The sequence below is a fragment of the Mesorhizobium sp. M6A.T.Cr.TU.016.01.1.1 genome, from assembly GCF_003952585.1.
GTDB lineage: Bacteria > Pseudomonadota > Alphaproteobacteria > Rhizobiales > Rhizobiaceae > Mesorhizobium > Mesorhizobium mediterraneum.
This window is the reverse complement of record NZ_CP034452.1, coordinates 3,846,233-3,870,193: the sequence shown is the minus strand read 5'-3', so window position 1 is coordinate 3,870,193 and position 23,961 is coordinate 3,846,233. Positions and strand designations below refer to the sequence as shown.

Genomic DNA, 23,961 nt, shown 5'->3' with positions numbered 1-23,961 from the left:
TCAAACCGCGGAGTATCCTTCATGGACACCGGCCTGACCACGATTTCGGAAGCGGCAATCGAAAAGCACCGCGCCACGGCGCAGAGCTTCATCACCCGCATCGTCGTGCTGGAGGACCCGTCGCGGGAATCCGGCACCGCACTTGCCGGCACCAACCGCCGCTTCGTCTCGACCGTCTCGGTCGGCTCGGTCAGGCGCACGCGCGAGGTCGAGCTGGCCAAGACAGTCGCTGCCGTCCATCCCGGCGATCAGCTGCTGAGCATTGCGCAGCACATGCTTTTGTTTCGCACCCGGCGCGGGCTGGCGATCGCCCTGGCCATATCAGACGTCTTCGCAGAAGGTTCCGACCTCGAAAGCCTGCAGGCGAAAAACGCCCGCGCGCCGCTCGAAGGCGACGAGGCCGCCACCTTCAAGAAGCTGCTGTCGGCCTCGGCCTATATTTCGGCCTTCAGCCTCGCCTCCTACCTGTTCCAGCTGATCGACAGCGACGGCGAGGCGCCGAACGACACGCCCGAGCCGGACTTTTTGTTCGACACGCCACAGGACGCGGTGAAGTCGATCGTGTCCGGGCTCGACAGGGCGATTTCAGGCGCGAAGGACGACGCCGATCTGATGACACGGGGGCGCGCCTTTGCCCGTGTCGCCATCGACGGGCTTTTGGCGCGAAAGGGCCGCTTCGACGGCATCGGCCCGTTCGAGAACGCGCATATCCGCATCGACGTCGACGACTTTACCCTGGATGGCTTCGACGTCGCGCCGGGCAAGCGGTCGAAGCCGCTGGTGATGACCTTCAAGAAGCCGGAGGAGGTTGTCGGCAATCACATCGCCAAATACCAGTCGGTCAAACTCGCCAAGATGCTGATGGCTTACGATTTCGAGCGCGAGCTGAACCCGTTCGTCGAGCTCGGCGGCTTCCTGTTCACCTTCATCGGCGATGGCGCGCCCGGCACCGGCAAGACGACGCTGATCCAGATGATCGCCGGTCTCGTCAACGGCTACTGTCAGGTCGCCGGATATCCCTTCGCCTACGAGAATTTCGGCGTCGATCAGATCTCCTCCTACCAGGGCAAATCCGGCCAGAACTGCCGTCAGTTCATCAACAATGTGCTGAACCCGCGCGTCATCGGCTTCGGCACCATCGACGACATCGATCAGGTGGCGGCGCGCCGCTCTGACGATCGCGCCTCGGCCGGCCAGCAGGAAATCACCGGCGTCCTGATGGACGCATTTGCCGGCGCCGGCACCGTGGTGCGCGGCAACTGCTCCTTTGGCATGTTCTCCAACTATCCCGAAAACGTCGACGACGCGCTGCGCCAGCGCGCCGGCGCCCGCTGGCTGGTCGACGGCCCACAGAGCCGCGACGACTATATCGACATCTTCGTGCTGCTCGCCGGCAAGAACCACAAGATCCCGCTCGGCGACCACAAGCTCTACGCCGCCCAGGAGGTCAAGCGCGCGGTGATGGAAGCCTATGAAGAGCACGAGAAGCCCAGGGAAGACGGGCTGATGAAGGTCTACGAGCGCTACATGAAGGAGAATGGCGCGCCGAAGTCGATGGCCGACATCGGCACCTATCTGCACATGATCAAGGAGGCCGAGCCGCGTTTCACCGGCCGCGCCATCAAGAACGTCACCGACGCGATCAAGATGCGCGCCATGGACATCGAGCTGCCGGACGAATGGTTCGAGAAGCCGGAAGTCTTCATGCACCAGGGCTACGACGACAAGAAGGCGATGATCGAGGAACTGCGTGGGCCATTCTCGATGGACATGGTCATGCAGGAGGTCAACCGCTACGCCGACTCGGAGTTCCGCTACTCCGACAAGTCCGACGACGCGGCGGTGACCAAGATGATCCGCGACACCCGCCTGCGCGACCGCGCGGTGCGCGAGATCGAGGAGCTGAAGGCCAAGGGGAACTGGAATGCGTGAGGTTCTCCGACGCCCCCTTCTCCCCTTGTGGGAGAAGGTGTCGCCGAAGGCGACGGATGAGGGGTGCTCCAGCTTGGCGCGGATGGCGCTCCGTCCAGCACCCCTCAACCGTCTCGGCGCGGCGCGCCGATCCACCTTCTCCCACAAGGGGAGAAGGGATAGATGAGCCCCGCCAAGAAATCCGACCTTTTGCGCGAGAACGAGCTGATCTACGGCCGGCTGTTGACCATCGAGGAGCCGCATCTCATCCAGCGTTATAACAAGGCTTTGGTCGCCTTCGGCCTGAAGCCGACGAAGCTGAAGAGCTTCGACATCGACCGCACCGGCTTCTCGCCTGACGTGGCCGAGGAATGCGGCGACTACAACTACCTCGACCCCAACGAGATCAACCGCCGTTTCATCATCCTGACGCCGTCGCAGATCGATCTGCCGGTGGTGCACACCGCCTTTTCCAACACCTCGCAACTGATGTTCGAGTTCATGTCGAAGAACCAGCGCGCCATCGACGCGCTGACCATCAAGGATGTCATCTACGGCGAGATCGAGGATTCGGTCCCAAAAGTCGACGACATCGAGGATCTGCTGTCGATCAACCAGGTCGAGTTCAAGGTGCTGTCGGCGGAGGACGTGCTGGGCAAGGCCGCCGAACTCGGCAAGCTCGTCGACCAGTTGAAGCAGGAGCCGGACGCCTGGCGCGACAACGCCATGCTCACCCGCATGGTGGAGCTTGCCAAGATCTGCGGCGACATCCGCGAGAACGCGCTGGTGCCGGATCAGGTGATCTTTCGCCACAGCGCCTATTGGACCAGCCATTTCGGCGGGCTCTATGTGTTCATCGATCCTGACATGACGACGGTGATCAGCGACCCGGCAGCACCCGGTTTCCGCCGCTCGCGGCCGTGGCAAGTGAGCTACCTCTCGATCAATGATGCCGACAAGGTGTTCAAGTTCCTTGCCGCGACCGGCCGCATCGAACTGCCGCGCGCCTCATGGATCGAAACATCGGGCTATCTCGAACATCGCGCCGAGATGGTGGTGCGCGCGCTGATCCGCGACGCCGAGCCCGATCGCAATCTGACCGACGTCGACAAGGTCTGGCTGCAGACCTGGATCCATGGCCATGCCGACCTGATCACCAGGGACGGCAATTTTCCCTTTCTCAACGCCGCCAAGCGCGAGATCGCTCACCTCGGCCGGCTCAAGATTGAGGACGTCTTCCCGCAGCAGCGTTTCCTGGTGATCCGGGCCAAGCCCGACCATCCCGACGCCTGGCTGACCAACCAGCTGATCTCGGATTTCGTGCCGCAAGATTTCGTCTCGCGTTACGTCTTCAACAAACCAGGCTTCTACAGCGACTATGACGGCTTCAGCGACGCCTGGCGATCGCATGTTGTGGACGTTCTGAAAACCACATATCTGAAAGACAAGGTGGCGTTTCGCACACGCCTCTACGGCCTTACTGATTGAATGCCTAACCTTATCGAATTCTTGGCTGACTGACGAGGGGGTGACATCGCAATGCTTGATCCGATCGTGAATTTCTTCACACGGATTTTCCAGTGGATCGGCCGCGGTATCGGCTTCGCCATCGGTGTGATCCTGTGGCCGTTCATGTGGGCTGGGCGCTGGTACACACAGCGCGGCTGGATCCTGAAGGCGGTGCTCGGCCTCGCTCTGCTCTTGCTGGTCGGCCTCTACGGCTACTTCATCTGGAACACGCAGGTCTGGAGCAATTTCAATCCCGCCTATGCGGAGGCGTATAATTTCACCCAGCCGGCCGAAACCGCCCCGGCGCAGCCCGCTCCTCCTGCCGTCGGGGAAACCGCTGGCGTCGAGGGAGAGGTCAAGACCTGCACAAACTCGGCCATTGTCCAGGTCGCGGCCGATCTCATCGATTTCAACGTCAACGAGAACGCCTGGATCTCGTCGATGATACTCTACAAGCTCGGGTTCTTCGGGATGGACTGGGACCGCACGCCGTTTCTCGACAACAAGGCCTCCTTCCAGCGCGGGGTCAATCAGGCCATCCGGCGCACTGCGGTCGAGCTCGTCGACACACTCGGCCGCGTCCGCGGCACCAGCCAGATCGACCAGAACCTGCAGGATGCGCGCGGCGCGATCACCTTCGACGAGGAAACCTGGTATTTCGGCCTCAGGCCCTTTGGTCCGAAAACCCCGACGCCGAGTTTCTATCGCACGGCGGCGACCAGCCTTCGCGCCTTCAACGACCGGCTGATGAAATGCGAGGTTGTCTTCAACGCGCGCGCCGACAATCTGATGCAGTTCGTCGACCGGATCGCGAGCGACATAGGCTCGACATCGGACATGATCCGCGACCGTTCGCAGAACTTCAACAGCGGCTGGTTCGACACACGCGCTGACGACCGCTTCTGGTTCGCCTATGGCCAGCTCTACGGCTATTACGGCATCCTCACGGCGGCGCATCACGACTTCCAGCAGATCCTCGACAATCGCGGCCTCACACCGCTGTGGACCAGCGTGGAAGGCCAGCTCAAGGCAGCGCTCGCCATCCGGCCGTTCATAATCTCCAACGGCCGCGAGGATGGCTGGATCATGCCCACCCATCTCACCACGATGGGATTCTATGTGCTTAGGGTGCGATCGAACCTCGTCGAGGTCAGGTCCGTTCTGGATCGATGAAGGAAGCGAATACTGAAAGGCGTCTCGGCTTGAAATCACCGCTGCCCCTGGTCGAGATCAGCAACGTGCTGACGCAGTAGGTCGGCTGCGCATCGCGCGGAACCGGAACCTGATCGTCTCGTCGTCGTTCAACCGCTGGGCGGCAGCCAGCGAGGACATGAGATGGATATCCGGGAAGTTGCTCGAAATTTCTATGCCACGATCGACGCGCAGGACTGGGATAAACTGTCCAGTCTTGTCTCTCCAGATCTCGCCGTTCATCTCGGCAGCGCCAATCCGATCGGCTTCGCTGACTGGCGCAAATCCCTGACCGAGTTCTTTGTTGGATTCCCGGATGGACATCACGTCATTGACGACTACGTCGGCGATGCCGATAAGGTGGTCACGCGCTGTCGCTTTGAGGGCACGCACACCGGCATCTTCCATGGCGTCGAACCGAGCGGAAATCGCGTCTCGGTTGGCGTGATTCACATCGATCGTCTTGAGAACGGCGTCGTGGTCGAACATTTCGGCCAGCTTGACGGCTTGGGGCTGATGCACCAGATCGGCGCATTCTAGCGCAACTACTCGAGGCGCAGGCCGGCGCTCGAACCCTGTCGCATTCGGTGCATTCCGCGGCTGTTTTGAGACGGCAAAACGGCGCGTGCTCTGGCTTCTATACGGCGCGACAACCGGGCGCGAAGACCCGGGACAGATCGCCCGGGAAACAGACGCCTTTCTCTAGAGGAAACATAGTTGCATGCAAGTTGACGCCATGGCAGCGACAGGGCTAGAACGTGCCCTCGCCTGCAGTGCCGGGCTGTCTCGAACAGGCTTGCGACCATACTGATCAAACCCGTCCCCTCCACCGTCCAATCCAGAGGAAAGCCGCCATGGCCGAAGTGAAGTCCGACATCGAGATCGCGCGCGCCGCCGAAAAGAAGCAGATCCAGGAGATTGGCCAGAAGATCGGCATTCCAAGCGAGCATCTTTTGCCTTACGGCCACGACAAGGCGAAGATCTCGGCCGAGTTCATCAAGTCGGTGAAGGCGAACAAGGACGGCAAGCTGATCCTCGTCACCGCCATCAACCCGACGCCGGCCGGCGAAGGCAAGACGACGACGACGGTGGGCCTCGGCGACGGTCTCAACCGCATCGGCAAGAAGGCGATCGTCTGCATCCGCGAGGCCTCGCTCGGGCCGAATTTCGGCGTCAAGGGCGGTGCTGCCGGCGGCGGCTATGCGCAGGTCGTGCCGATGGAAGACATGAACCTCCACTTCACCGGCGATTTCCATGCCATCACCACGGCGCATAATCTGCTTTCGGCGCTGATCGACAACCACATCTACTGGGGCAACGACCTCGGCATCGACAACCGCCGCGTCGTCTGGCGCCGCGTCATGGACATGAACGACCGGGCGCTGCGCGAGATCATCTGCTCGCTCGGCGGCGTCGCCAACGGCTTTCCGCGCGAAGGGGGCTTCGACATCACCGTCGCCTCGGAAGTCATGGCGATCCTGTGCCTCGCCACCGACCTGAAGGACCTGGAAAAGCGCCTCGGCGACATCATCGTCGCCTATCGCCGCGACAAGTCGGCCGTCTACGCCCGCGACCTCAAGGCCGACGGCGCCATGGCCGTGCTGCTCAAGGACGCCATGCAGCCCAACCTGGTGCAGACGCTGGAGAACAACCCAGCCTTCGTTCACGGCGGTCCGTTCGCCAACATCGCGCATGGCTGCAACTCGGTCGTCGCCACCACGACGGCGCTGAAGCTCGCCGACTATGTCGTCACCGAAGCCGGTTTCGGCGCCGATCTCGGCGCCGAAAAATTCTTCGACATCAAGTGCCGCAAGGCCGGCCTGAAGCCGGCGGCAGCCGTCATCGTCGCCACTGTGCGCGCCATGAAGATGAACGGCGGCGTCAAGAAGGAAGACCTCGGCAAGGAGAATGTCGAGGCGGTCAAGAAGGGCTGCGCCAATCTCGGCCGTCACGTCGAGAATATCAGGCAGTTCGGCGTGCCAGCGGTGGTCGCCATCAACCATTTCTACTCCGACACCGACGCTGAAATCCAGGCGATGAAGGACTACGTCGCCTCGATGGGCGAAGAGGCGATCCTGTGCAAGCACTGGGCCCACGGATCGGCCGGCATCGAGGAGCTCGCCAGCAGGGTGGTGGCGCTTGCCGAATCCGGCGCGTCGCAGTTTGCGCCGCTCTATCCCGACGCGATGCCGCTTTTCGAGAAGATCAACACCATCGTCCAGCGCATCTATCGCGGTTCCGAAGCGATCGCCGACAAGTCGGTGCGCGACCAGCTCCATGCCTGGGAGCACGCCGGCTACGGCCACCTGCCGGTCTGCATGGCCAAGACGCAATATTCCTTCTCGACCGACCCGAACCTGCGCGGCGCGCCGACCGGCCACACCGTGCCGGTGCGCGAGGTCAGATTGTCTGCCGGCGCCGGCTTCATCGTCGTTATCTGCGGCGAGGTCATGACCATGCCCGGTCTTCCCAAGGCGCCGTCCTCGGAAAAGATCTTCCTGAACGAGATGGGCCAGATCGAAGGCCTGTTCTGAGATTTTGAAGGCCGGAATGACAAGGGCGCCGCGTCGCTGCGGCGCCCTTTTGCTTGCCCGCGACAAATTTTCTAAGCGGCGCTCCGTGCCAGCGCGCGCTGGTTGGAAGCGTAGATCGTGTCGCGTTCGGGCAGCGTGCCGGTCTTCAGGCAGTCGATCCATTCGGCTGTCTTGAGAACAGCGGCGAAGCGCGACTGCAGGATAACAGTCACCACGCGGTGGATGTCCTCGGCCGAAGCATAGCCGGCGCTGTTGGCATAGGGCACCGAGCCGGTGGCGTCGGACAGGAACTCCACCGCAAAGCCCATGTGGACGGCATGGATGATGGTCGAGAGATCGCAATTATGCGTCATATAGCCGACGACGGTGATCGTATCGATGGCGTTGGAGCGCAACCAGTCCTCGAGGTCCGTGCCGGTGAAGGCGCTCGGCAAGGTCTTTTCGACGTAATGGTCACGGCTACGCCTTGATATCTCGGGATGCAATTCGGCGCCGTGGCTGCCTTTGGCGAAAATCGGCGACGTTTCTGGCGCCAGTTGCTTGATGACCACGACCTTGACGCCTGCCTCGGCGGCCGCGTCCATCGCTCGTGCCGCGTTGACGACGCTGTCGCGAAACGGCGGATATTGGATGGCGAGGTTGCCGCCGTCATAGTCGTTCTGGATGTCGACGACGATGAGGGCACGGCGTGGCGCCTTGCCTTTGACTGGTTCAGACATCAAATTTTCCTTTCTCGTTTCGCTTCGATTGGTCGAGGATAGGCCTGCTGCCGGATTGCAAAAAGTGTCCCAATTGACATTATTCGAAAGAATTGGGACAATCCGGCTCTAACCCTCATTGGTGCTCCTCATGGCCGATCCGATCGTTGCCGCCATCGCCTTCGATGGCATCAGTCCGTTCCACCTCTCCGTGCCATGCCTTGTATTCGCAGAGGATCGCGCCGCGCTCGGCTTGCCGCGCTTCGACTTCCGCATCTGTGCAATCGAAAGCGGGCCTATCCATACCGAAGCAGGGTTGACCGTGACTGCGCCGCACGGGCTGGGCAGCCTCGATGGCGCAGACATTGTGATCGTCCCAAGCTGGCGAGACCTCGACGATCCGCCACCGGCGTTTCTGGTAGAGGCCCTGCTGCGAGCGCACCGGAACGGCGCATTGATTGTCGGACTGTGCCTCGGCACGTTCGCTGTTGCGGCGACAGGACTGCTTTCGGGGCGGCGAGCCGCGACGCATTGGGCCTATACCGAGCAGCTACAGGCGCTTTATCCCGACATGATCGTCGACCCGGACGTGCTTTACATCGACAATGGTGATGTCATGACATCTGCCGGCGTCGCCGCCGGGCTTGACTGCTGTCTCCATATCGTGCGGGCCCGCTACGGCGCGGAGGCGGCTCTTCGGCTTGCTCGGCAGATCGTGCTTTCTCCCCATCGGCAAGGCGGGCAGGCGCAGTTCATAGAACGTCCCATCGCTAGGACCGGCAACGCGGATCGCTTCACACAGGCACTCGACAAGGTGCGCAAAACGCTGGACGAGACGCATAGCCTGGACAGCGTCGCCGCCGCCGCCGGCCTCACCCGCCGGACGTTCACGCGCCGCTTTCAAAAATCGATCGGCACCAGCTTCGGCGACTGGCTGATTGACCAGCGCGTCGCGCTGGCACAGCGGCTGCTGGAAGCGACGGAAAAATCAATGGACACGGTTGCCTTCGAAGCCGGGTTCGGCAGCGCCACATCGCTGCGCCAGCACTTCGCGGCGCGGCTCAGAACCACGCCCGCGCAGTACCGGCGAGAGTTCTCTAAGAGCACTCAGGAGGAGCGCGTGGCGTACGCGCCGAGGTGAGGCAATCGCTTCAGGTTTGCGCTGCCTTTCTCTGCTCCCGACCCTACCGTGCTTGAAAAGGCTTGCGTCATCTGTCATATATTAAAGTGACAGATGACGCTAAGAGGCACGCCGTGGCGATGGCATTGGAGAGGGCCGCACCAGCAGCAAAAAACAATGAACTTCAGAAGGTGGCCAGATTGCTCGGCGGCACTCGCATTCTATCGCGGCACCTCAGGAGCGCATTGGATGCCCATGAGCTGCTTGTGCACGGCCTGCCGGGTTCGGCGCTGGACCATCTCCTTGGGCAGCTCGTCTTCATCCAGAAGACTGATTCGCTCGAGAAGGCCGTCGGCATGAGCTTGCGCACCTACCAGCGCCGTAAGGATGCTCCTTCCAAGCCTCTCAGCCAGGACCAGAGCGGACGAACCTGGAAATTCGCGGAGATCCTGTCGAAAGCGACCGATGTGTTCGGTTCGCAAGCGGAAGCGGAGCAATGGCTGGAGCGCCCGGCGATCGGGCTCGACCAGCGCCGTCCCATCGATCTTCTGTCAACCCCGGCGGGTGTCGAGCTTGTGGAAGACTATCTCGAGCGGCTTGAATACGGCGTTTATGCATGACGCCGCTCCCGGCCGCACTTGGCGGCTCCGATCTCGTTGGCTGGCGTCTCGATCAGGCTGCGTTTGCGCCTACATGGGACAGTGGCGAGGGCGCATACAGGGTCGGCGGTCGATGGAACAGCAGAGGCGTGCGCGCAGTCTACTGCTCAATCGATCCTTCGACTGCGATTCTCGAAGTCGCAGTCCATAAGGGCTTCAGGGCGCTCGACACGATCGCGCATGTGATGACCGCGGCGATAATCAGCGATGTCACGGAAGTGCATATCGTCAACCCTGGCGCCGTTCCCAACCCTAATTGGCTGCGTCCGGGCATCCCGAGCTCTGGGCAACAGGCATTCGGCGATAATCTTCTCCAACGACATCGGTTCGTGGTGATTCCGAGCGCGGTGTCCCAGAATAGCTGGAACCTGATCTTCGACGCGAGCGTCGCGAAGGGCGCATATGCCATGAAGATCCAGGAGGCCTTTGCGCTCGACACACGATTGCATCCACCTCCTGCCAAATGACCGGGCTTACCTCGCTCTAATACCCGCTCATGCTCAGCCGCGCCTGACCGACTGCGCCGGGTTGCCGACGACCGTGGTGTTTGGCGGCACGTCGCGAGTCACTACCGCGCCGGCGCCGACAATGGCGCCGTCGCCGATGCTGATCCCGCCGAGGATGATGGCACTGCCACCGATCCAGGCATTGTCGCCGATCTCGACCGGCTTCGCGATCTCCAGTCCTGCCTGTCGACCCGCCGCCTCCTTGTGATGCTCGGCGCAATAGATCTGCACATTGGGGCCGAGCAGCGTTCCCTTGCCGATGCGGACTGGCGCGGTATCGAGGATGGTGCACCCGGCATTGAGGAAGACGCCGTCGCTGAGAACAATGTTGAAGCCATAGGCGCAGTGGAACGGCGCCTCGATCCGGGCGCCCGGGCCTACTACGCCGAGCAGCGACTTCAGGGCCGGTCCGATGTCGCCGCGCTGCCGGGGCGGCAGCGAATTATGCTCGAACACCGCGTCGCGCGCCATGACCCGCAGCGCCTCCAGCTCCGGATCGAGACAAGTATACCACTCGCCCGCCGCCATTTTTGTGCGCTCGCTTGTGTTCAAGGCGATGTCCTCCTGCCTTTGCCATGCTGTTTCAACGTGGTGTCAAAGCACAGTCCATAAAGATCGGGTAACGCCACAGATCGCAGGCCTCTGGTCAAATGCCGCGCCTATGCTAGCCTGCTCTGGCAGGGTTGTCCTGAGCCCGGCCATCGAGGGGATCAATCATGCTGTATATTCTCGCACTCCTGATTGGCGTCGTTGCGGGCCTTCGTACCATGACAGCGCCCGCCGCCGTCGCCTGGGGCGCTTGGCTCGGCTGGCTGCCGGTCGCCGGCACCTGGGCTGCTTTCATGGGTCACTGGGTCGCCGTCGGCATCTTCACCGCCCTGGCCATCGTCGAGCTTGTCGCCGATCAGTTGCCGTCGACGCCGAGCCGCAAGGTCCCGCAGCAGTTCGGCGCGCGCATCGTCTCGGGCGCCTTCACCGGCGCTGTGATCGGCGCGACCGCCGGCGCCACCATCGGCGGCCTGATCGCCGGCGCAATCGGCGCGGTGATCGGCACGCTGGGCGGCGCCGAGCTGCGCAAGCGCCTGGCCATCACCCTCGGCAAGGACCTGCCAGCCGCCCTTATCGAGGACGCGGTGGCAATCACCGGCGGCCTGCTGATCGTGGCGGCAGTGGCATGACGGCAAAGACATTCGACACCATCATCATCGGCGCCGGACAGGCCGGCCCGCCGCTCGCCGGCCGGCTGACGGCGGCCGGCATGAGCGTGGCGCTGATCGAGCGAAAACTGGTCGGCGGCACCTGCGTCAACACCGGCTGCATGCCGACCAAGGCCATGGTGGCAAGCGCCTATGCCGCGCATCTCGCTCGCCGCGCCGCCGACTACGGCGTGACGCTCTCCGGTTTGGTCGGCGTCGACTACAGAGCGATCAAGGCACGCAAGGACAAGGTGTCGAACGACGCCCGCGGCAATCTCGAAAGCTGGATTGCCGGCATGGACCATTGCACGCTCTATCGCGGCCATGCACGCTTCGTCACCGCCAACACGGTGCGCGTCGGCGATGATCTTCTGACCGCCGAAAAAATATTCCTCAACACCGGCGGCCGCGCCTCGGTGCCTGACCTGCCAGGCGTCAACGACATTTCGTACCTGACCAACTCATCGATGATGGACCTCGACGTGCTGCCGCGCCATCTGGTCGTCGTCGGCGGCAGCTACGTCTCGCTCGAATTCGCGCAGATGTTCCGCCGCTTCGGCTCAGAAGTCACGGTGATCGAAAAGAGCCCGCGGCTGATCGCCCGCGAGGACGAAGATGTCTCGGCCGCCATCCTGTCCATCCTCGAAAACGAAGGCATCACGGTCCATCTCGGCGCCGACGAAATCAGATTCGCCAAGCAGGGCAACGAAATTGCTGTGACCTTCACCGCCGGCAAGGCGCCGGCGGTCGGCTCGCATGTATTGCTGGCGCTGGGCCGGACGCCCAACACCGACGATCTCAACCTCGACAAGGCCGGCGTCGAGGTCGACAAACGCGGCTTCATCGTCGTCGACGATCAGCTGCGCACCAGCGTGCCCGGCATCTGGGCGATGGGCGACTGCAACGGCAAGGGCGCCTTCACCCACACCTCCTACAATGACTACGAGATCGTCGCCGCCAATCTGCTCGACAACGATCCGCGCAAGGTGAGTGACCGCATCGAGGCCTATGCGCTCTATACCGACCCGCCGCTCGGCCGCTGCGGCATGACCGAGACAGCGGTCAGAAAGTCCGGCCGTCGCGCGCTGGTCGGCCTGCGGCCGATGACCCGCGTCGGCCGCGCCGTCGAGAAAGGCGAGACGCAAGGTTTTATGAAGATCCTGGTCGACGCCGACACCAAGGAAATCCTCGGCTGTTCGGTGCTCGGTCCCGGTGGCGACGAGGCGATCCATTGCGTCCTTGACCTGATGTACGCCAAGGCGCCGGTCAGCACGCTCGCGCGGGCAACCCATATTCACCCCAATGTCTCGGAACTTCTGCCGACCATCGCCCAGGAGCTGAAGCCGCTGGCATAGGCCGCTCTGCATTCACCGCAGGCGGCAAACGCGCAACGCAGTCGCGATCCGCTGCCCATTTTTGCAATGCTGCATTGCAGCAATCGCGCTTGTGCACGGGGCAGCTCTGCCGACAGTCTCAATTTTGAACCGATTCAGTCCGGACCTCCCATGCCCCTGCCGATCCTAGCGCTTGCCATTGCGTCCTTCTGCATCGGCACCACCGAATTCGTCATCATGGGCCTGCTGCCCGAGGTCGCCGCCGACCTCGGCGTCTCGATCCCCTCGGCCGGCCTGCTGGTCACCGGCTATGCGCTCGGCGTCGTCTTCGGCGCGCCGGTGATTGCGGTGGCCACCGCACACATGCCGCGCAAGCCGGTGCTGATCGGCCTGGCAATGTTGTTCGTCGTCGGCAATCTGTTGTGCGCGATCGCGCCCAATTATTGGCTGCTGATGGCGGCGCGCGTCTTCACCGCTTTCGGCCATGGCGCCTTCTTCGGCATCGGCTCGGTCGTCGCCGCCAGCCTGGTGCCGCGTAACAAGCGGGCCAGCGCCATCGCGCTGATGTTCGCCGGTCTGACCCTGTCCAACATCCTTGGTGTTCCCGGCGGCACAGCACTCGGCGAAGCCTACGGCTGGCGCGCCACCTTCCTGGCCGTGGTCGGGATCGGCCTTATCTCGGTCGCAGCCATTGCCTGGCTGGTGCCCGCCGGCATCACCCAACCGAGCGGCGGCGGCCTGCTTGGCGAGGTGCGCGTGCTCGGCAAGCTGCAGGTTTGGCTGGCGATGCTGATCTCGGCGCTGGCGTCGGCCAGCCTGTTTGCCGTCTTCACCTACATAAAGCCCTATCTCACCGACGTATCCGGCCTGTCGACCGCGACCGTGACCTGGGTGCTGCTGCTATTCGGCGGCGGCATGACCATCGGCAACATCATCGGCGGCAGGCTGGCCGACTGGAAATTGATGCCGACGGTGATCGGCACGCTTTTGATGCTGGCGCTGCTGCTCGTCGGCTTTGCCGAATTCGGCGCCATCGCAGCCGTGGCGGTCTTCATCGTTTTCCTGTGGGGTCTGCTCGTCTTCGTCATCGTGCCGCCTTTGCAGATCCGCGTCGTCGAAGCGGCCTCCGAAGCGCCGAACCTCGCCGCCACGCTGAACCAGGGCGCCTTCAACATCGGCAATGCCGCGGGCGCCTGGGTAGGCGGCGTGGCACTTTCGCTGGGCGTGTCCTATGCCAATCTGCCGCTGGTCGGCGCGGCGCTCGCCCTGCTGGCGGTCGCCGTGGCGGTGATGTCGCAGACGTTGGACCGCCAGTTGCTGGTGACGCACCCCGCGCAATAGTTGCGCCCATAGCGCAGCAGACTGGACCAATCGACAGCGTATCGGCGAAAGGGCATGTGTTCGGCCTCTTTCCTGGAGGAGTATCATGCAGAAATCGATCGAGCGCATCGCCGGCGACAGCGAGGGCGTTTCCTACGAATTCCCGACCTTCCGCTTTGACGGCAGCGACAAGGCAGCAACCTCAGCCTATCTGCAGGCCGCGCTGCATGCCGGCGAACTGCCGGGCGTCGTCGCCATCGATGCGCTGATGCCGATGCTCGAAAAGGCCGAAGCGGAAGGCCGCATCAAGGGCAATATCACCGTCGTGCCCCAAGCCAATCCGATCGGCCGCGCCCAGTATCATTTCGGCGAGCATCAGGGCCGTTTCCACTTGGGCACGCGCACCAACTTCAACCGCGGCTTTCCGCTGCTGGCGGCGCCGGACACGACGCTCTTGCCGGACACCACGCTTGGCACGGCCGATCAGCGGCTGAAGACGCGGCTGCTGCAGCTGTCGATCGGCCACGACATCGTGCTCGACCTGCACTGCGACGACGAGGGCCTCGCCTATCTCTATGTCCACACCAGCCTGTGGCCTGAAATGGCGGATTGTGCGGCCGCCATGGGCGTCGACGCGGTGGTGCTGTGGGATGAGGACACCGACGGCACCTTCGAAGGCGCCTCGATCACGCCGTATCTGAACGTCCCCGCCGATGTAGCGCGGTTTGACCGGTGCGTCGCCACCACAGTCGAGTATCGAGGCATACTCGATGTCGATGGCGCTCTGGCCGCTTCCGATGCCGAAGGGCTCTATCGGCTGCTGGTGGCGCGTGGCGTGATCGTGGATCAGGCCTTGCCCGCGCCCGGCGGCTTCACCGGTTCCAATTCTTTCACCGGTATCGTCGCACTGCTCGAGAACATCGACATGATGCCGGCGCCCCGGGCGGGTGCGATCCTTTATAGTGTGAAGCCCGGCGACCGTGTAGAAAAAGGCGCACTGCTCGCCACCATAGTCCATGCGCCGGGTGAAGCCGGTGGCCGCACGCAGGTGTTCGCGCCGCAAGCGGGCATCATCCTGACGCGGCGGTCCCGGCGCATCATCCGTGCCGGCGAAGATCTGCTGAAGCTGGTCGGCGACAGGAAGAGCGCCGATGCAAGGTCGGGAACGCTGGAGGATTGAGGGCTCATGCCCTTCTCCATGCCCTCCATTGAATCCAGTTGCGCGGCCGTTCAATCGCCGCTATTGGAATCGCCATGAACATGCGCTCGATCAAGACCGTTTGGTGGTGGGCTCGCTGACAGCGGCCTGTTCGAACGCGTGCGCGTGAAAATAGAAGGTGGCCGCAACGGAATGTCCGGGCGGCCATTTGTTTTTTCAAGCCATGCCCGGGTCCGTTGCCCCAAGACGCTGATACCCAGACGCTGATGGAGACGGCAATGACGACGAAAATTCTGGAGAACGGGGCGGAGCGCTTCGTCACGGCGGGTGGCGTGACGATTACCCGCGAGCGCCACGACCGGCCCTATGAAGGCGCGATCGACGGCTATATCGATGGACTGAATGCGCGCCGCGGCGCCGTGTTTTCCTCGAATTACGAATATCCCGGTCGCTACACGCGCTGGGACACCGCCATCATCGATCCGCCGCTGGTGATCTCGGCGCGCAGCCGCGCCATGCGCATCGAGGCGCTGAACAGCCGTGGCGAGATGCTTCTGCCGGTGATAGGCAAGGCGCTCGGCGGCCTTGACGACGTGACGATCGCCGAGACGTCGAAGAGACTGATCCGCCTCGATGTGGCCAAGCCTGGCCGTGTCTTCACCGAAGAAGAACGCAGCCGCGTTCCCTCCGTCTTCACCGTGCTGCGCGCCATCACCGCTCTGTTCAAAACGGAGGAAGACGCCAATCTCGGCCTCTATGGCGCCTTCGGCTACGATCTCGCCTTCCAGTTCGATCCGGTCGACTACAAGCTCGAGCGCCAGCAAAGCCAGCGCGACCTGGTGCTGTTCCTGCCCGACGAGATCCTGGTCGTCGACCACTATTCGACCAAGGCCTGGACCGACCGCTACGACTATTCGGGCGAAGGGTTTTCGACCGGGGGATTGCCGCGCGACGAAATCGTCGAGCCGTTCAAGACCGCCGACCGCATCCCGCCGCGCGGCGACCATGAGCCCGGCGAATATGCCAATCTGGTGCGCAAGGCGATGGAGAGTTTCAAGCGCGGCGACCTGTTCGAGGTGGTGCCCGGCCAGATGTTCTATGAGCGCTGCGAGACGCCGCCTTCCGCCATCTCCCGCAAGCTGAAGGCCATCAACCCCTCGCCCTATTCCTTCTTCATCAATCTCGGCGAGGGCGAATATCTGATCGGCGCCTCGCCCGAAATGTTCGTGCGCGTCAACGGCCGCCGTGTCGAGACCTGTCCGATCTCCGGCACGATCAAGCGCGGCGACGACGCCATTTCCGATTCGGAGCAGATCCTGAAATTGCTCAATTCGAAGAAGGACGAATCCGAGCTGACCATGTGCTCGGACGTCGACCGCAACGACAAGTCGAGGGTCTGCGACCCAGGCTCGGTGCGCGTCATCGGCCGCCGCCAGATCGAGATGTATTCGCGGCTGATCCACACCGTCGACCACATCGAGGGACGGCTGCGCGAAGGCATGGACGCCTTCGACGCGTTCCTGTCCCATGCCTGGGCGGTCACCGTCACCGGCGCGCCGAAATTATGGGCTATGCGCTTCATCGAGCAGAACGAGAAGAGCCCGCGCGCCTGGTATGGCGGGGCGATCGGCATGGTCAATTTCAACGGTGATATGAACACCGGCCTGACGCTTCGCACCATTCGCATCAAGGACGGCATCGCCGAGGTGCGCGCCGGCGCCACGCTGCTCTTCGACAGCATTCCCGAGGAAGAAGAAGCCGAAACCGAATTGAAGGCATCCGCCATGATCTCCGCCATCCGCGACGCCAAGTCAGGCAATGCCGCCGACACCGAGCGCGCCACCGCGCGCGTCGGCGACGGCGTCAACATCCTGCTCGTCGACCACGAGGACTCCTTCGTCCACACGCTGGCCAATTATTTCCGCCAGACCGGCGCCAATGTCTCGACGGTGCGCACGCCTGTGCCGGACGAGGTCTTCGACCGGCTGAAGCCAAACCTGGTCGTGCTGTCGCCTGGCCCCGGCACGCCGAAGGATTTCGACTGCGCCGCCACCATCAAGCGGGCCCGCGCGCGCGACCTGCCGATCTTCGGCGTCTGCCTCGGCCTGCAGGCGCTGGCTGAAGCCTATGGCGGGGAGCTGCGGCAATTGCACGTGCCGATGCATGGCAAACCGTCACGCATCCGTGTGTCGAAGCCGGGCATCATCTTTTCCGGCCTGCCCAAGGAAGTGACGGTCGGCCGCTACCACTCGATCTTCGCCGATCCGGTCCGCCTGCCCGACGGCTTCATCGTCACCGCCGAGACGGAGGACGGCGTCATCATGGCTTTCGAGCACACCAAGGAGCCGATCGCGGCGGTGCAGTTCCACCCGGAATCGATCATGACGCTCGGACACAATGCCGGCATGCGCATCATCGAGAACATCGTTGCGCATCTGCCGCGCAAGGCCAGGGAAAAGGCGGCTTAGCCCGAGGGGTTCGTGTTGGGATTTCTTCCCCAGTGACCACAGCTGAAATCAAGTCGACGGCGAAGAAGAGGGTCGCCAGCCTCGCCTTCTGGTCGATCATCGTCGCTTGCGTCGTGCTCGGCCTGAAGCTGGCGGCCTGGCACGTCACCGGTTCCGTGGCGCTATATTCGGACGCGCTGGAATCGATCGTCAACGTCATTGCCTCGGCCGCCGCCTACTGGGCGATCCAGGTCAGCTTCAAGCCGGCCGACCAGGATCATCCGTTCGGCCACCACAAGGCCGAATATTTCTCGGCTGTTCTGGAGGGCGTGCTGATCGTGCTGGCAGCCCTTCTGATCCTCAACGAAGTGTGGTGGTACTGGCAGCATCCCGCCCCGCTCGAACAGCCCTGGACCGGCCTCGCAATCAACGGCGTCGCGACGGTGATCAACGCCTTCTGGGCCTGGACGCTGATCCGTGCCGGACGCGCCGAGAAGTCGCCGGCTCTGGTCGCCGACGGCAGGCACATCATGACCGACGTGGCGACCTCGGTCGGCGTGTTCATTGGCCTGGTCGGTGCCGTACTCACCGGCTGGCAAGTCCTCGATCCCGCGCTTGCCGTCATCGTCGCGCTGAACATCCTATGGCAGGGCTGGCACGTGATCGGCTCGTCGATGAACGGACTGATGGACCGCGCCGTCGACACGCAGGAGCACATGCACATCCGCGACGTCATCTCGGCCAATTGCAAGGGAGCGCTGGAGGTTCACGATCTCAAGACACGCATCGCCGGCCGCGCCACCTTCATCGAGTTCCACCTGGTCGTCGATGCCGGCATGTCGGTGGGCGCCAGCCACGTCATTTGCGACCGCATCGAGGACGCGCTGAAGGCGGAAATCCCCTCGGTGCGCGTCACCATCCATGTCGAGCCCGACGACGAGGCAAAACTGCCCAAGGGCACGACGGCAGTGCCATTCGCGTGAAGCGGCAGCGGACGTCGATGGTCCCCTTTCAGGGACTATCGCACATCCTAGGGATTGGTCGCACATCCATCCCTTCCTCATCCCGGGCCTGCGCTCCGCTTTGCGTTCGTTCCGCCCTAATTCAGGCTCAGCTAGGCACTCTCTTCCTCCACTTTCGCAGCCGCGTGCTGATGTAGGCTCGCGGACCAAAAGGCAATGTCGGCCGGCCGGCGGGCCGTTCCTGACCGCGCTCGTCGGTCACCTGATGCACGAATTGCATCAGTCGATAAAACACCGGGGGGTCGCGATCCTGCACGAGGCGGGCGAGTTCGTCAGGTAATGGTTTCGAGCGCCAGGCAAAGTATGCCTCGTATGCCTCGGGCGTCACGATGAGGTATTTCAGATATGCTGCCAGCTCTGCATAGCTGCTGAAGTCTGCAGCGTTGATGTAGGAGCCGGGCGGGGCGAATTCGTGCACGTTCGATGTGCCCAGATAGATCGGCACTGATCCGGCTTCGAAGGCATCGAACAGCTTTTCGGTGACGTAGTCGGTCTCGGTCGAGTTCTCCAATGCGAGGCAGAATTTGTAGCGGGAGACTGTCTCGATCTTCGTCTTGCGGCCGCGATCGGGGCCTTCGACTGTACTGTTGCGGAAATACCGACCGTATGAATCTATCTTGATGTGTTCGGCTAGGCTCTTCAAGAGATCGAGCCGGCCGCTATAGTTCAAGGGCGCCGATTGGAAGGCTACCACCGGAGCCGCTTCTGTCTTGGCGCCTATAGGCTTTGCGCGCACCGCGTCCCACCACCGGGAATTGGGCAAATAGGGGCACCAAATCTCAGAGCTGCGCTCGTGCGACATCGTGAAGTCGAAGTGCCGCATGAGTTTCTGGTCCTTTATGATTTTGTAGTTTGAGCGGGCTTCCATATACCAGGCTATCCAGTACTGGCCCGGATATCGCCATGCGTCACCAATTTCGCGGAAGTTCGGAATGTGGAAGACGACCGCTGTCGCTTCAGCAATTCTACGCTTGTCTAGGGTAAATTCGCCCGGCAGATCGCATTGAATAGACGCGACGTCGACGGGCTTGCTGAAAAAAGTCGTGTAGAAGAGGACGAGCGGCTCTTTTTTAGGCACGGCAAGCAATGTGGACATCTCAATACTGCTCAATACTGCGGCCTGGGCTGTGTAGCCGTCGACGCTAAAGGCAATTGCGTGTTGCTTGAGCCACCCGCGCGACGATGGCGGTTTTGGTCTGATCCTGATTGCATCCAGGTCCTCGTCATATCCCGCCAATCCCCAAACCGAGAAACGGACCCCTAATCAAGGCGTGCAGGCAGATTGCGGCATCGGCTCGAGCCGGTAGACCTTGTCGTCGGATGCGGTCTCGCCTTCGGCCGCCTTCGAGCATAGGTCGACGATCGGCAGGCTGCTGTTGGGATTGGCCAGCATCATCGTGCCGTTGGCGCCGCGGCGCAGATAAATCTCCCTGGCCGCGATGTCGCAGGAAAAGTCGCTCGTCTTCGCGCTCGCCACACAGCGCCACTGGTCCGCTTCCCCTTCACAACTGTAGCTCTGCGTGACCTTGGCAGCCTTGTGGCGCGTGGTGACGGAAACGGCAATGTCGGCACCATCAGGCCAGCTTGCCGGATCGCCATCCATAGCGAAGGAGGCCAGCTCGATCGGGCCTCGGAAAACCCGGATAGTCTGGGTAGACTGAGCGGGATGCGAGCCAAGATGCGCGGCATGGTAGTCGCGCCCGTAGCAGAAGGGCTGGTCCGGCTTCAGCCGCTCACGCAGCGGTGCTCCCAGTGCGGGGTCGATCGGATCGATGCGCGCGAATTCGACCTTGCAGGTCTGCGCCGGCATGGGGTCGAGCCGAAAGCCGTCGTCTTCTGTGCCGAGTGCCTGCCTGGTAAACTCCTTTTCGCCAAGTTCATCCTCGGCGCCGGCATCGAGATAAAGGTTGCGCTGCACGCCGGAGATGATCAGCCGGCCTTTTTCATCGAGGTTGAGCGAGGCCATGGTGCGGTCGCATTCCATGCCGCAACGGATCTCGCTCGACTGCGGATCGTCCTTGCCGCACCAACCGCCGACCCACTCGGGCTTCTTGGCGCCGCGCACCGTCGTGGCCACGAAGCCGTTGTAGCCGGACGGACCGCTACTCGGCTCCTCGTTCGGATGGCTAACCGGATAGCTGCCATAGTAGAAGAAGATCCGTGCCACCTTCTGGTTCGGATGCGCCTTGAGATGCGCGGCATCGTAGACGCGCCCGAAACAGGCATCCTTGCCGTCCGGGCTGAGTTCGGTAAGCTTGTCGTCGGCAAGGGCCGTGCCGGCAAGTGCGGCAAGCAAGGCGACACCAAGTCCGACGCCCTTAGTGGTCTTCGAGGTCATGTGCCCCTCCTCGCCCGACAGGACGTGGCTTCAACTTATGCTAGGATCGGGGCCGAAGCCACGCAATTTGCGGGGCCGGCACAGGAGGATGAAGCCATGCGACGCCGCGATATTTTCCGCGTAGGCCTTGCCGGAGCCGCTGGCCTTTTCGGGCTGCGCCAGGTCGAAGCGGCGGCTGTGGAAGAGGAAAGGCAAAAGGTCGCCTACCACCTCAGCGATCTCGACAAGGTCGGTTTTGTGCTGGGCAACATCAAGAACCACTATGACGGCACCGGCGGCAAGGTCGACATCGTGCTGGTCGTGCATGGACCGGCACTCGCGGCTTTCAAGTCGAAGAGCGCGTCGGCTGGCATTGCCAGCCGTTTTTCCGGCCTCGTTCGCGACGGGCTGACCCCGCATGCTTGCGCCAACACAATGCACGGCATGGATGTTGCGCTCACCGATCTGCTCGATGGCTTCTATGCCGCCGAGACCGGCGGCGTCGTCAAGCTCGCCGAATTGCAGCGCCAAGGCTACGCCTATTTGCGGCCGTGAGCCTCTACGGACTTGAACATCAGGGCGGCCAGGCCCTACGAAGAGTAGATACTCGCCCGGAGGAATAGACGTGCCAGCCACCACAACCAGCCTTGTCACCCCCGCCCTGGTCATCCCCGACCTCGCCGGCAAGGCGGTGCTGATCACCGGCGCTTCGACAGGCATCGGGGCCGCACTTGCACTGGCTTATGCCGCGCAGAAATGTCGTGTGGCGCTGCATTACAATTCAAGTCGGGCGGCTGCCGAAAACCTGGCCGGGACCATCCGCAACGGCGGCGGCGAAGTATTCCTCGTCCAGGCCGATTTCTCGATCCCCGCCGATGTCGAGCGCGTCGTCGAGGACAGCGCGCAACACTTCGGCCGGCTCGATGGCCTCGTCAACAATGCCGGCGGCATGCTCGGCCGCGTGCCTTATGCCGAGCTGACCGAAGCGCATTACGACGCGGTGATGGACCTCAACGCGCGCTCCGTGCTGACTGCCTCGCGCAAGGCGATGCCATGGCTGAAGCGCCAGGGCGGCTTCATCGTCAACACCTCGTCGATCGCCGCGCGCAATGGCGCCGGCGGCGGCGCCGGCCTTTACGGATCGGCCAAGGCCTTCGTCTCCAATGTGACTCGCGGCATGGCCAAGGAACTGATCGGCTTCAACGTCCGCGTCAACGCGGTGGCTCCGGGCACCATCGCGACGCCTTTCCATGAGCGCTATTCGACCGACGAGCAAATGAAGGGCATGGTGGCCACCATTCCACAGGGCCGCGCCGGCACGCCCGAGGACTGCGTCGGCGCCTATCTGTTCCTGTCGTCCGCTCTGTTGAGCGGTTACATCACCGGCCAGGTGATCGAGGTGAATGGTGGCCAGTTGATGCCGTGAGCGGCGACCTGCATACTTGTCGCGGAAGCCAACGGAGAATCTGCAATGTACGGTCTGATCGGCAAGATGCGGGCGACGCGCGGCCAGCGCGACGCAATGATGGACGTTCTGCTTGCCAGCACCGGCTCCATGCCGGGCTGCCTGAGCTACATCATCGCCACCGATCCGGCCGATGCCGACGCAATCTGGGTGACCGAGGTGTGGACCGACCAGGCAAGCCACAAGGCTTCGCTGCAACTGCCGGAAGTCCAGGCAGCGATCGCCAAGGCGCGGCCGATCATCGCCGGCTTCGAGTTCCAGGTCGAAACCCAGCCCGTAGGCGGCTTCGGCCTGCCCGCCGTCAAAACCGCCTGACGCCTGAGAGCGGACGCATTTTTCGCCATCGCGGGGTTCGCATCTCCCCGCTTCAGGTCTAAGACCGAAAAATGGATTCCCTGCCAGACCAGCCGACCGTCGAACGCATGGCGCGGATGCCCAAAGCCTGGCAGTGGCTGGCCCTCCTGATCTTCTCGATCCTCTTTGCCGGTGCGCTGGAATTCGCCGCCTTGCCGGCGGCGCTGCTGATCGGGCCGATGCTGGCGGCGATCCTGGCCGGCACCAACGGCGCCACGGTGCGTGTGCCGCGCCCTTCGTTCGGCGCCGCCCAGGCGATCATCGGCTGCCTTGTCGCCGGCTCGATCTCCGCCGACATCTTCCCGGTCTTCTACAAGGAATGGCCGCTGTTCCTCGGCACCGTGGTGGCGACCGTCGCGGCATCCAGCCTGCTCGGCTGGCTGATCAGCCGCTGGCGTATCCTGCCCGGCACCACCGCGGTCTGGGGCTCATCGCCGGGCGCGGCCACTGCCATGGTGCTGATGGCCGGCGCCTTCGGAGCCGACCAGCGCCTCGTCGCCTTCATGCAATATCTGCGCGTCATCTTCGTCTCGATGACTGCGGCGATTGTCGCAAAGATGTGGGTCGACACATCGGGCATCGAGATCCCGGCCATCATCTGGTTCCCGCCGATTGATCCAATGGCCTTTGCCGCGACACTTGGCGTGGCGCTCGTCGGCAGCCTCATCGGAAAGCTGCTCAGGCTGCCGTCACCCTTCTTCCTCGGCACCTTCGTTTTCGGCACCGCGGTGCATCTAGGATTAGGCGTGACGATGCAGTTGCCGCCCTGGCTGCTCGCCCTCGGCTATACGATGATCGGCTGGACCATCGGCCTGAATTTCACCAGGGCGATTCTGCGGCACGCGACGCGGGCGCTGCCGCAGATCGTTGGCTCGATCATCATTCTCATCGCCTTCTGTGGCGGCCTCGGCTTCATGATCAGCCATGTGCTCGGCATCGATCCGCTGACCGCCTACCTGGCGACCAGCCCCGGCGGCATGGACAGCGTCGCCATCATCGCCGCCGCCGCACAGCACGTCGACATCTCCTTCGTCATGGCGCTGCAATCGGCCCGCTTCCTCGTCGTGCTGCTGATCGGACCGAGCCTGGCGCGGCTGGTGGCGCGAAGTCTGAGGGAATAAGGACCTGCCGCGTCTTCCCCTGTATTCGTAGTCGGCTTCACCAAAACCGGACGAGTTTTTGCGACCCGGCGACAGCACCGGCCAGCCCGAGCGCGAGC

22 protein-coding genes are annotated in these 23,961 nt (G+C 63.0%); 18 read left to right on the top strand and 4 right to left on the bottom strand.

Annotated elements, in window-relative coordinates:
* Positions 1 to 21: 21 nt before the first annotated feature.
* The 5 genes from EJ075_RS18510 (at position 22) to EJ075_RS18490 (ending at position 7,145) form a co-directional block, all read left to right on the top strand.
* A complete protein-coding gene (locus tag EJ075_RS18510; RefSeq protein ID WP_126105237.1) occupies positions 22 to 1,932 on the top strand; it encodes an ATP-binding protein in 1,911 nt (636 codons plus the stop codon).
* A 162-nt stretch (positions 1,933 to 2,094) separates the two neighbouring features.
* Positions 2,095 to 3,399, top strand: coding sequence for a DUF6638 family protein (locus EJ075_RS18505; RefSeq protein ID WP_126105236.1), 1,305 nt, complete (start codon positions 2,095 to 2,097; stop codon positions 3,397 to 3,399).
* Positions 3,400 to 3,450: 51 nt separating this feature from the next.
* Entirely contained in the window at positions 3,451 to 4,593 is a 1,143-nt protein-coding gene (locus tag EJ075_RS18500) for a DUF2333 family protein (RefSeq protein ID WP_126105235.1), read from the top strand.
* Positions 4,594 to 4,755: 162 nt separating this feature from the next.
* Positions 4,756 to 5,151, top strand: a complete 396-nt coding sequence (locus EJ075_RS18495; protein WP_126105234.1) for an ester cyclase — start codon at positions 4,756 to 4,758, stop codon at positions 5,149 to 5,151.
* 314 nt (positions 5,152 to 5,465) lie between these two features.
* Positions 5,466 to 7,145, top strand: a complete 1,680-nt coding sequence (locus EJ075_RS18490; RefSeq protein ID WP_126105233.1) for a formate--tetrahydrofolate ligase — start codon at positions 5,466 to 5,468, stop codon at positions 7,143 to 7,145.
* A 71-nt stretch (positions 7,146 to 7,216) separates the two neighbouring features.
* Here the strand turns inward: EJ075_RS18490 and EJ075_RS18485 are convergent, their stop codons facing one another.
* Entirely contained in the window at positions 7,217 to 7,864 is a 648-nt protein-coding gene (locus EJ075_RS18485) for a cysteine hydrolase family protein (RefSeq protein WP_126105232.1), read from the bottom strand.
* Positions 7,865 to 7,994: 130 nt separating this feature from the next.
* On the opposite strand from EJ075_RS18485, the gene EJ075_RS18480 reads away from it, so the two are divergent.
* The 3 genes from EJ075_RS18480 to EJ075_RS18470 all read left to right on the top strand — a co-directional run bounded on the left by EJ075_RS18480 (position 7,995) and on the right by EJ075_RS18470 (position 10,089).
* The gene (locus EJ075_RS18480; RefSeq protein ID WP_126105231.1) at positions 7,995 to 8,984 is read left to right on the top strand and encodes a helix-turn-helix domain-containing protein; all 990 of its coding nucleotides are present in this window, start codon (positions 7,995 to 7,997) and stop codon (positions 8,982 to 8,984) included.
* 113 nt (positions 8,985 to 9,097) lie between these two features.
* The gene (locus EJ075_RS18475; RefSeq protein WP_126105230.1) at positions 9,098 to 9,583 is read left to right on the top strand and encodes an antitoxin Xre/MbcA/ParS toxin-binding domain-containing protein; all 486 of its coding nucleotides are present in this window, start codon (positions 9,098 to 9,100) and stop codon (positions 9,581 to 9,583) included.
* Positions 9,580 to 10,089 (top strand): RES domain-containing protein, encoded by a 510-nt coding sequence (locus tag EJ075_RS18470; RefSeq protein WP_126105229.1) that lies wholly within the window; start codon positions 9,580 to 9,582, stop codon positions 10,087 to 10,089. The genes EJ075_RS18475 and EJ075_RS18470 overlap by 4 nt, the downstream gene beginning before the upstream one ends.
* Positions 10,090 to 10,122: 33 nt before the next feature.
* On the opposite strand, the gene EJ075_RS18465 is transcribed toward EJ075_RS18470, so the two are convergent.
* The gene (locus EJ075_RS18465) at positions 10,123 to 10,680 is read right to left on the bottom strand and encodes a sugar O-acetyltransferase (protein WP_126105228.1); all 558 of its coding nucleotides are present in this window, start codon (positions 10,678 to 10,680) and stop codon (positions 10,123 to 10,125) included.
* Between the two features lie 164 nt (positions 10,681 to 10,844).
* On the opposite strand from EJ075_RS18465, the gene EJ075_RS18460 reads away from it, so the two are divergent.
* The 6 genes from EJ075_RS18460 to EJ075_RS18435 all read left to right on the top strand — a co-directional run bounded on the left by EJ075_RS18460 (position 10,845) and on the right by EJ075_RS18435 (position 18,567).
* The gene (locus tag EJ075_RS18460) at positions 10,845 to 11,306 is read left to right on the top strand and encodes a DUF4126 domain-containing protein (RefSeq protein ID WP_126105227.1); all 462 of its coding nucleotides are present in this window, start codon (positions 10,845 to 10,847) and stop codon (positions 11,304 to 11,306) included.
* Positions 11,303 to 12,679 carry an FAD-containing oxidoreductase gene (locus EJ075_RS18455; protein ID WP_126105226.1) on the top strand — a complete coding sequence of 459 codons (1,377 nt, stop codon included), beginning with the start codon at positions 11,303 to 11,305 and terminating at the stop codon, positions 12,677 to 12,679. The genes EJ075_RS18460 and EJ075_RS18455 overlap by 4 nt, the downstream gene beginning before the upstream one ends.
* Positions 12,680 to 12,829: 150 nt before the next feature.
* Complete coding sequence (locus EJ075_RS18450; RefSeq protein WP_126105225.1) at positions 12,830 to 13,999, top strand: MFS transporter; 1,170 nt, start codon at positions 12,830 to 12,832, stop codon at positions 13,997 to 13,999.
* Positions 14,000 to 14,084: 85 nt separating this feature from the next.
* Positions 14,085 to 15,158, top strand: a complete 1,074-nt coding sequence (locus tag EJ075_RS18445; RefSeq protein WP_126105224.1) for a succinylglutamate desuccinylase/aspartoacylase family protein — start codon at positions 14,085 to 14,087, stop codon at positions 15,156 to 15,158.
* A 257-nt stretch (positions 15,159 to 15,415) separates the two neighbouring features.
* A complete protein-coding gene (locus tag EJ075_RS18440; RefSeq protein WP_126105223.1) occupies positions 15,416 to 17,605 on the top strand; it encodes an anthranilate synthase in 2,190 nt (729 codons plus the stop codon).
* Positions 17,606 to 17,652: 47 nt separating this feature from the next.
* On the top strand, positions 17,653 to 18,567 hold the full coding sequence (locus EJ075_RS18435) for a cation diffusion facilitator family transporter (RefSeq protein ID WP_206437570.1): 915 nt from the start codon (positions 17,653 to 17,655) through the stop codon (positions 18,565 to 18,567).
* Between the two features lie 127 nt (positions 18,568 to 18,694).
* On the opposite strand, the gene EJ075_RS18430 is transcribed toward EJ075_RS18435, so the two are convergent.
* A complete protein-coding gene (locus tag EJ075_RS18430; RefSeq protein ID WP_245457948.1) occupies positions 18,695 to 19,843 on the bottom strand; it encodes a glycosyltransferase family 10 in 1,149 nt (382 codons plus the stop codon).
* Between the two features lie 27 nt (positions 19,844 to 19,870).
* The gene (locus tag EJ075_RS18425; RefSeq protein WP_126105221.1) at positions 19,871 to 20,944 is read right to left on the bottom strand and encodes a hypothetical protein; all 1,074 of its coding nucleotides are present in this window, start codon (positions 20,942 to 20,944) and stop codon (positions 19,871 to 19,873) included.
* A gap of 96 nt (positions 20,945 to 21,040) precedes the next feature.
* Here EJ075_RS18425 and EJ075_RS18420 point away from each other — a divergent pair, with 96 nt between their 5' ends.
* The 4 genes from EJ075_RS18420 (at position 21,041) to EJ075_RS18405 (ending at position 23,863) form a co-directional block, all read left to right on the top strand.
* Entirely contained in the window at positions 21,041 to 21,478 is a 438-nt protein-coding gene (locus tag EJ075_RS18420; protein ID WP_126105220.1) for a DsrE family protein, read from the top strand.
* A gap of 70 nt (positions 21,479 to 21,548) precedes the next feature.
* Positions 21,549 to 22,349, top strand: coding sequence for an SDR family oxidoreductase (locus EJ075_RS18415; RefSeq protein ID WP_095484178.1), 801 nt, complete (start codon positions 21,549 to 21,551; stop codon positions 22,347 to 22,349).
* Positions 22,350 to 22,394: 45 nt separating this feature from the next.
* Positions 22,395 to 22,703, top strand: coding sequence for a putative quinol monooxygenase (locus EJ075_RS18410; RefSeq protein ID WP_095484177.1), 309 nt, complete (start codon positions 22,395 to 22,397; stop codon positions 22,701 to 22,703).
* A 71-nt stretch (positions 22,704 to 22,774) separates the two neighbouring features.
* The gene (locus EJ075_RS18405) at positions 22,775 to 23,863 is read left to right on the top strand and encodes an AbrB family transcriptional regulator (RefSeq protein ID WP_126105219.1); all 1,089 of its coding nucleotides are present in this window, start codon (positions 22,775 to 22,777) and stop codon (positions 23,861 to 23,863) included.
* Positions 23,864 to 23,961: the final 98 nt, after the last annotated feature.

Bases quoted from the DNA above. Each gene is read 5' to 3' on its own strand.
- EJ075_RS18450 (WP_126105225.1), top strand. From the start codon at position 12,830: ATGCCCCTGCCGATCCTAGCGCTTGCCATTGCGTCCTTCTGCATCGGC.
- EJ075_RS18440 (WP_126105223.1), top strand. From the start codon at position 15,416: ATGACGACGAAAATTCTGGAGAACGGGGCGGAGCGCTTCGTCACGGCG.
- EJ075_RS18445 (WP_126105224.1), top strand. From the start codon at position 14,085: ATGCAGAAATCGATCGAGCGCATCGCCGGCGACAGCGAGGGCGTTTCC.
- EJ075_RS18510 (WP_126105237.1), top strand. From the start codon at position 22: ATGGACACCGGCCTGACCACGATTTCGGAAGCGGCAATCGAAAAGCAC.
- EJ075_RS18420 (WP_126105220.1), top strand. From the start codon at position 21,041: ATGCGACGCCGCGATATTTTCCGCGTAGGCCTTGCCGGAGCCGCTGGC.
- EJ075_RS18410 (WP_095484177.1), top strand. From the start codon at position 22,395: ATGTACGGTCTGATCGGCAAGATGCGGGCGACGCGCGGCCAGCGCGAC.
- EJ075_RS18425 (WP_126105221.1), bottom strand. From the start codon at position 20,944: ATGACCTCGAAGACCACTAAGGGCGTCGGACTTGGTGTCGCCTTGCTT.
- EJ075_RS18460 (WP_126105227.1), top strand. From the start codon at position 10,845: ATGCTGTATATTCTCGCACTCCTGATTGGCGTCGTTGCGGGCCTTCGT.
- EJ075_RS18405 (WP_126105219.1), top strand. From the start codon at position 22,775: ATGGATTCCCTGCCAGACCAGCCGACCGTCGAACGCATGGCGCGGATG.
- EJ075_RS18485 (WP_126105232.1), bottom strand. From the start codon at position 7,864: ATGTCTGAACCAGTCAAAGGCAAGGCGCCACGCCGTGCCCTCATCGTC.
- EJ075_RS18455 (WP_126105226.1), top strand. From the start codon at position 11,303: ATGACGGCAAAGACATTCGACACCATCATCATCGGCGCCGGACAGGCC.
- EJ075_RS18470 (WP_126105229.1), top strand. From the start codon at position 9,580: ATGACGCCGCTCCCGGCCGCACTTGGCGGCTCCGATCTCGTTGGCTGG.
- EJ075_RS18490 (WP_126105233.1), top strand. From the start codon at position 5,466: ATGGCCGAAGTGAAGTCCGACATCGAGATCGCGCGCGCCGCCGAAAAG.
- EJ075_RS18500 (WP_126105235.1), top strand. From the start codon at position 3,451: ATGCTTGATCCGATCGTGAATTTCTTCACACGGATTTTCCAGTGGATC.
- EJ075_RS18505 (WP_126105236.1), top strand. From the start codon at position 2,095: ATGAGCCCCGCCAAGAAATCCGACCTTTTGCGCGAGAACGAGCTGATC.
- EJ075_RS18495 (WP_126105234.1), top strand. From the start codon at position 4,756: ATGGATATCCGGGAAGTTGCTCGAAATTTCTATGCCACGATCGACGCG.
- EJ075_RS18480 (WP_126105231.1), top strand. From the start codon at position 7,995: ATGGCCGATCCGATCGTTGCCGCCATCGCCTTCGATGGCATCAGTCCG.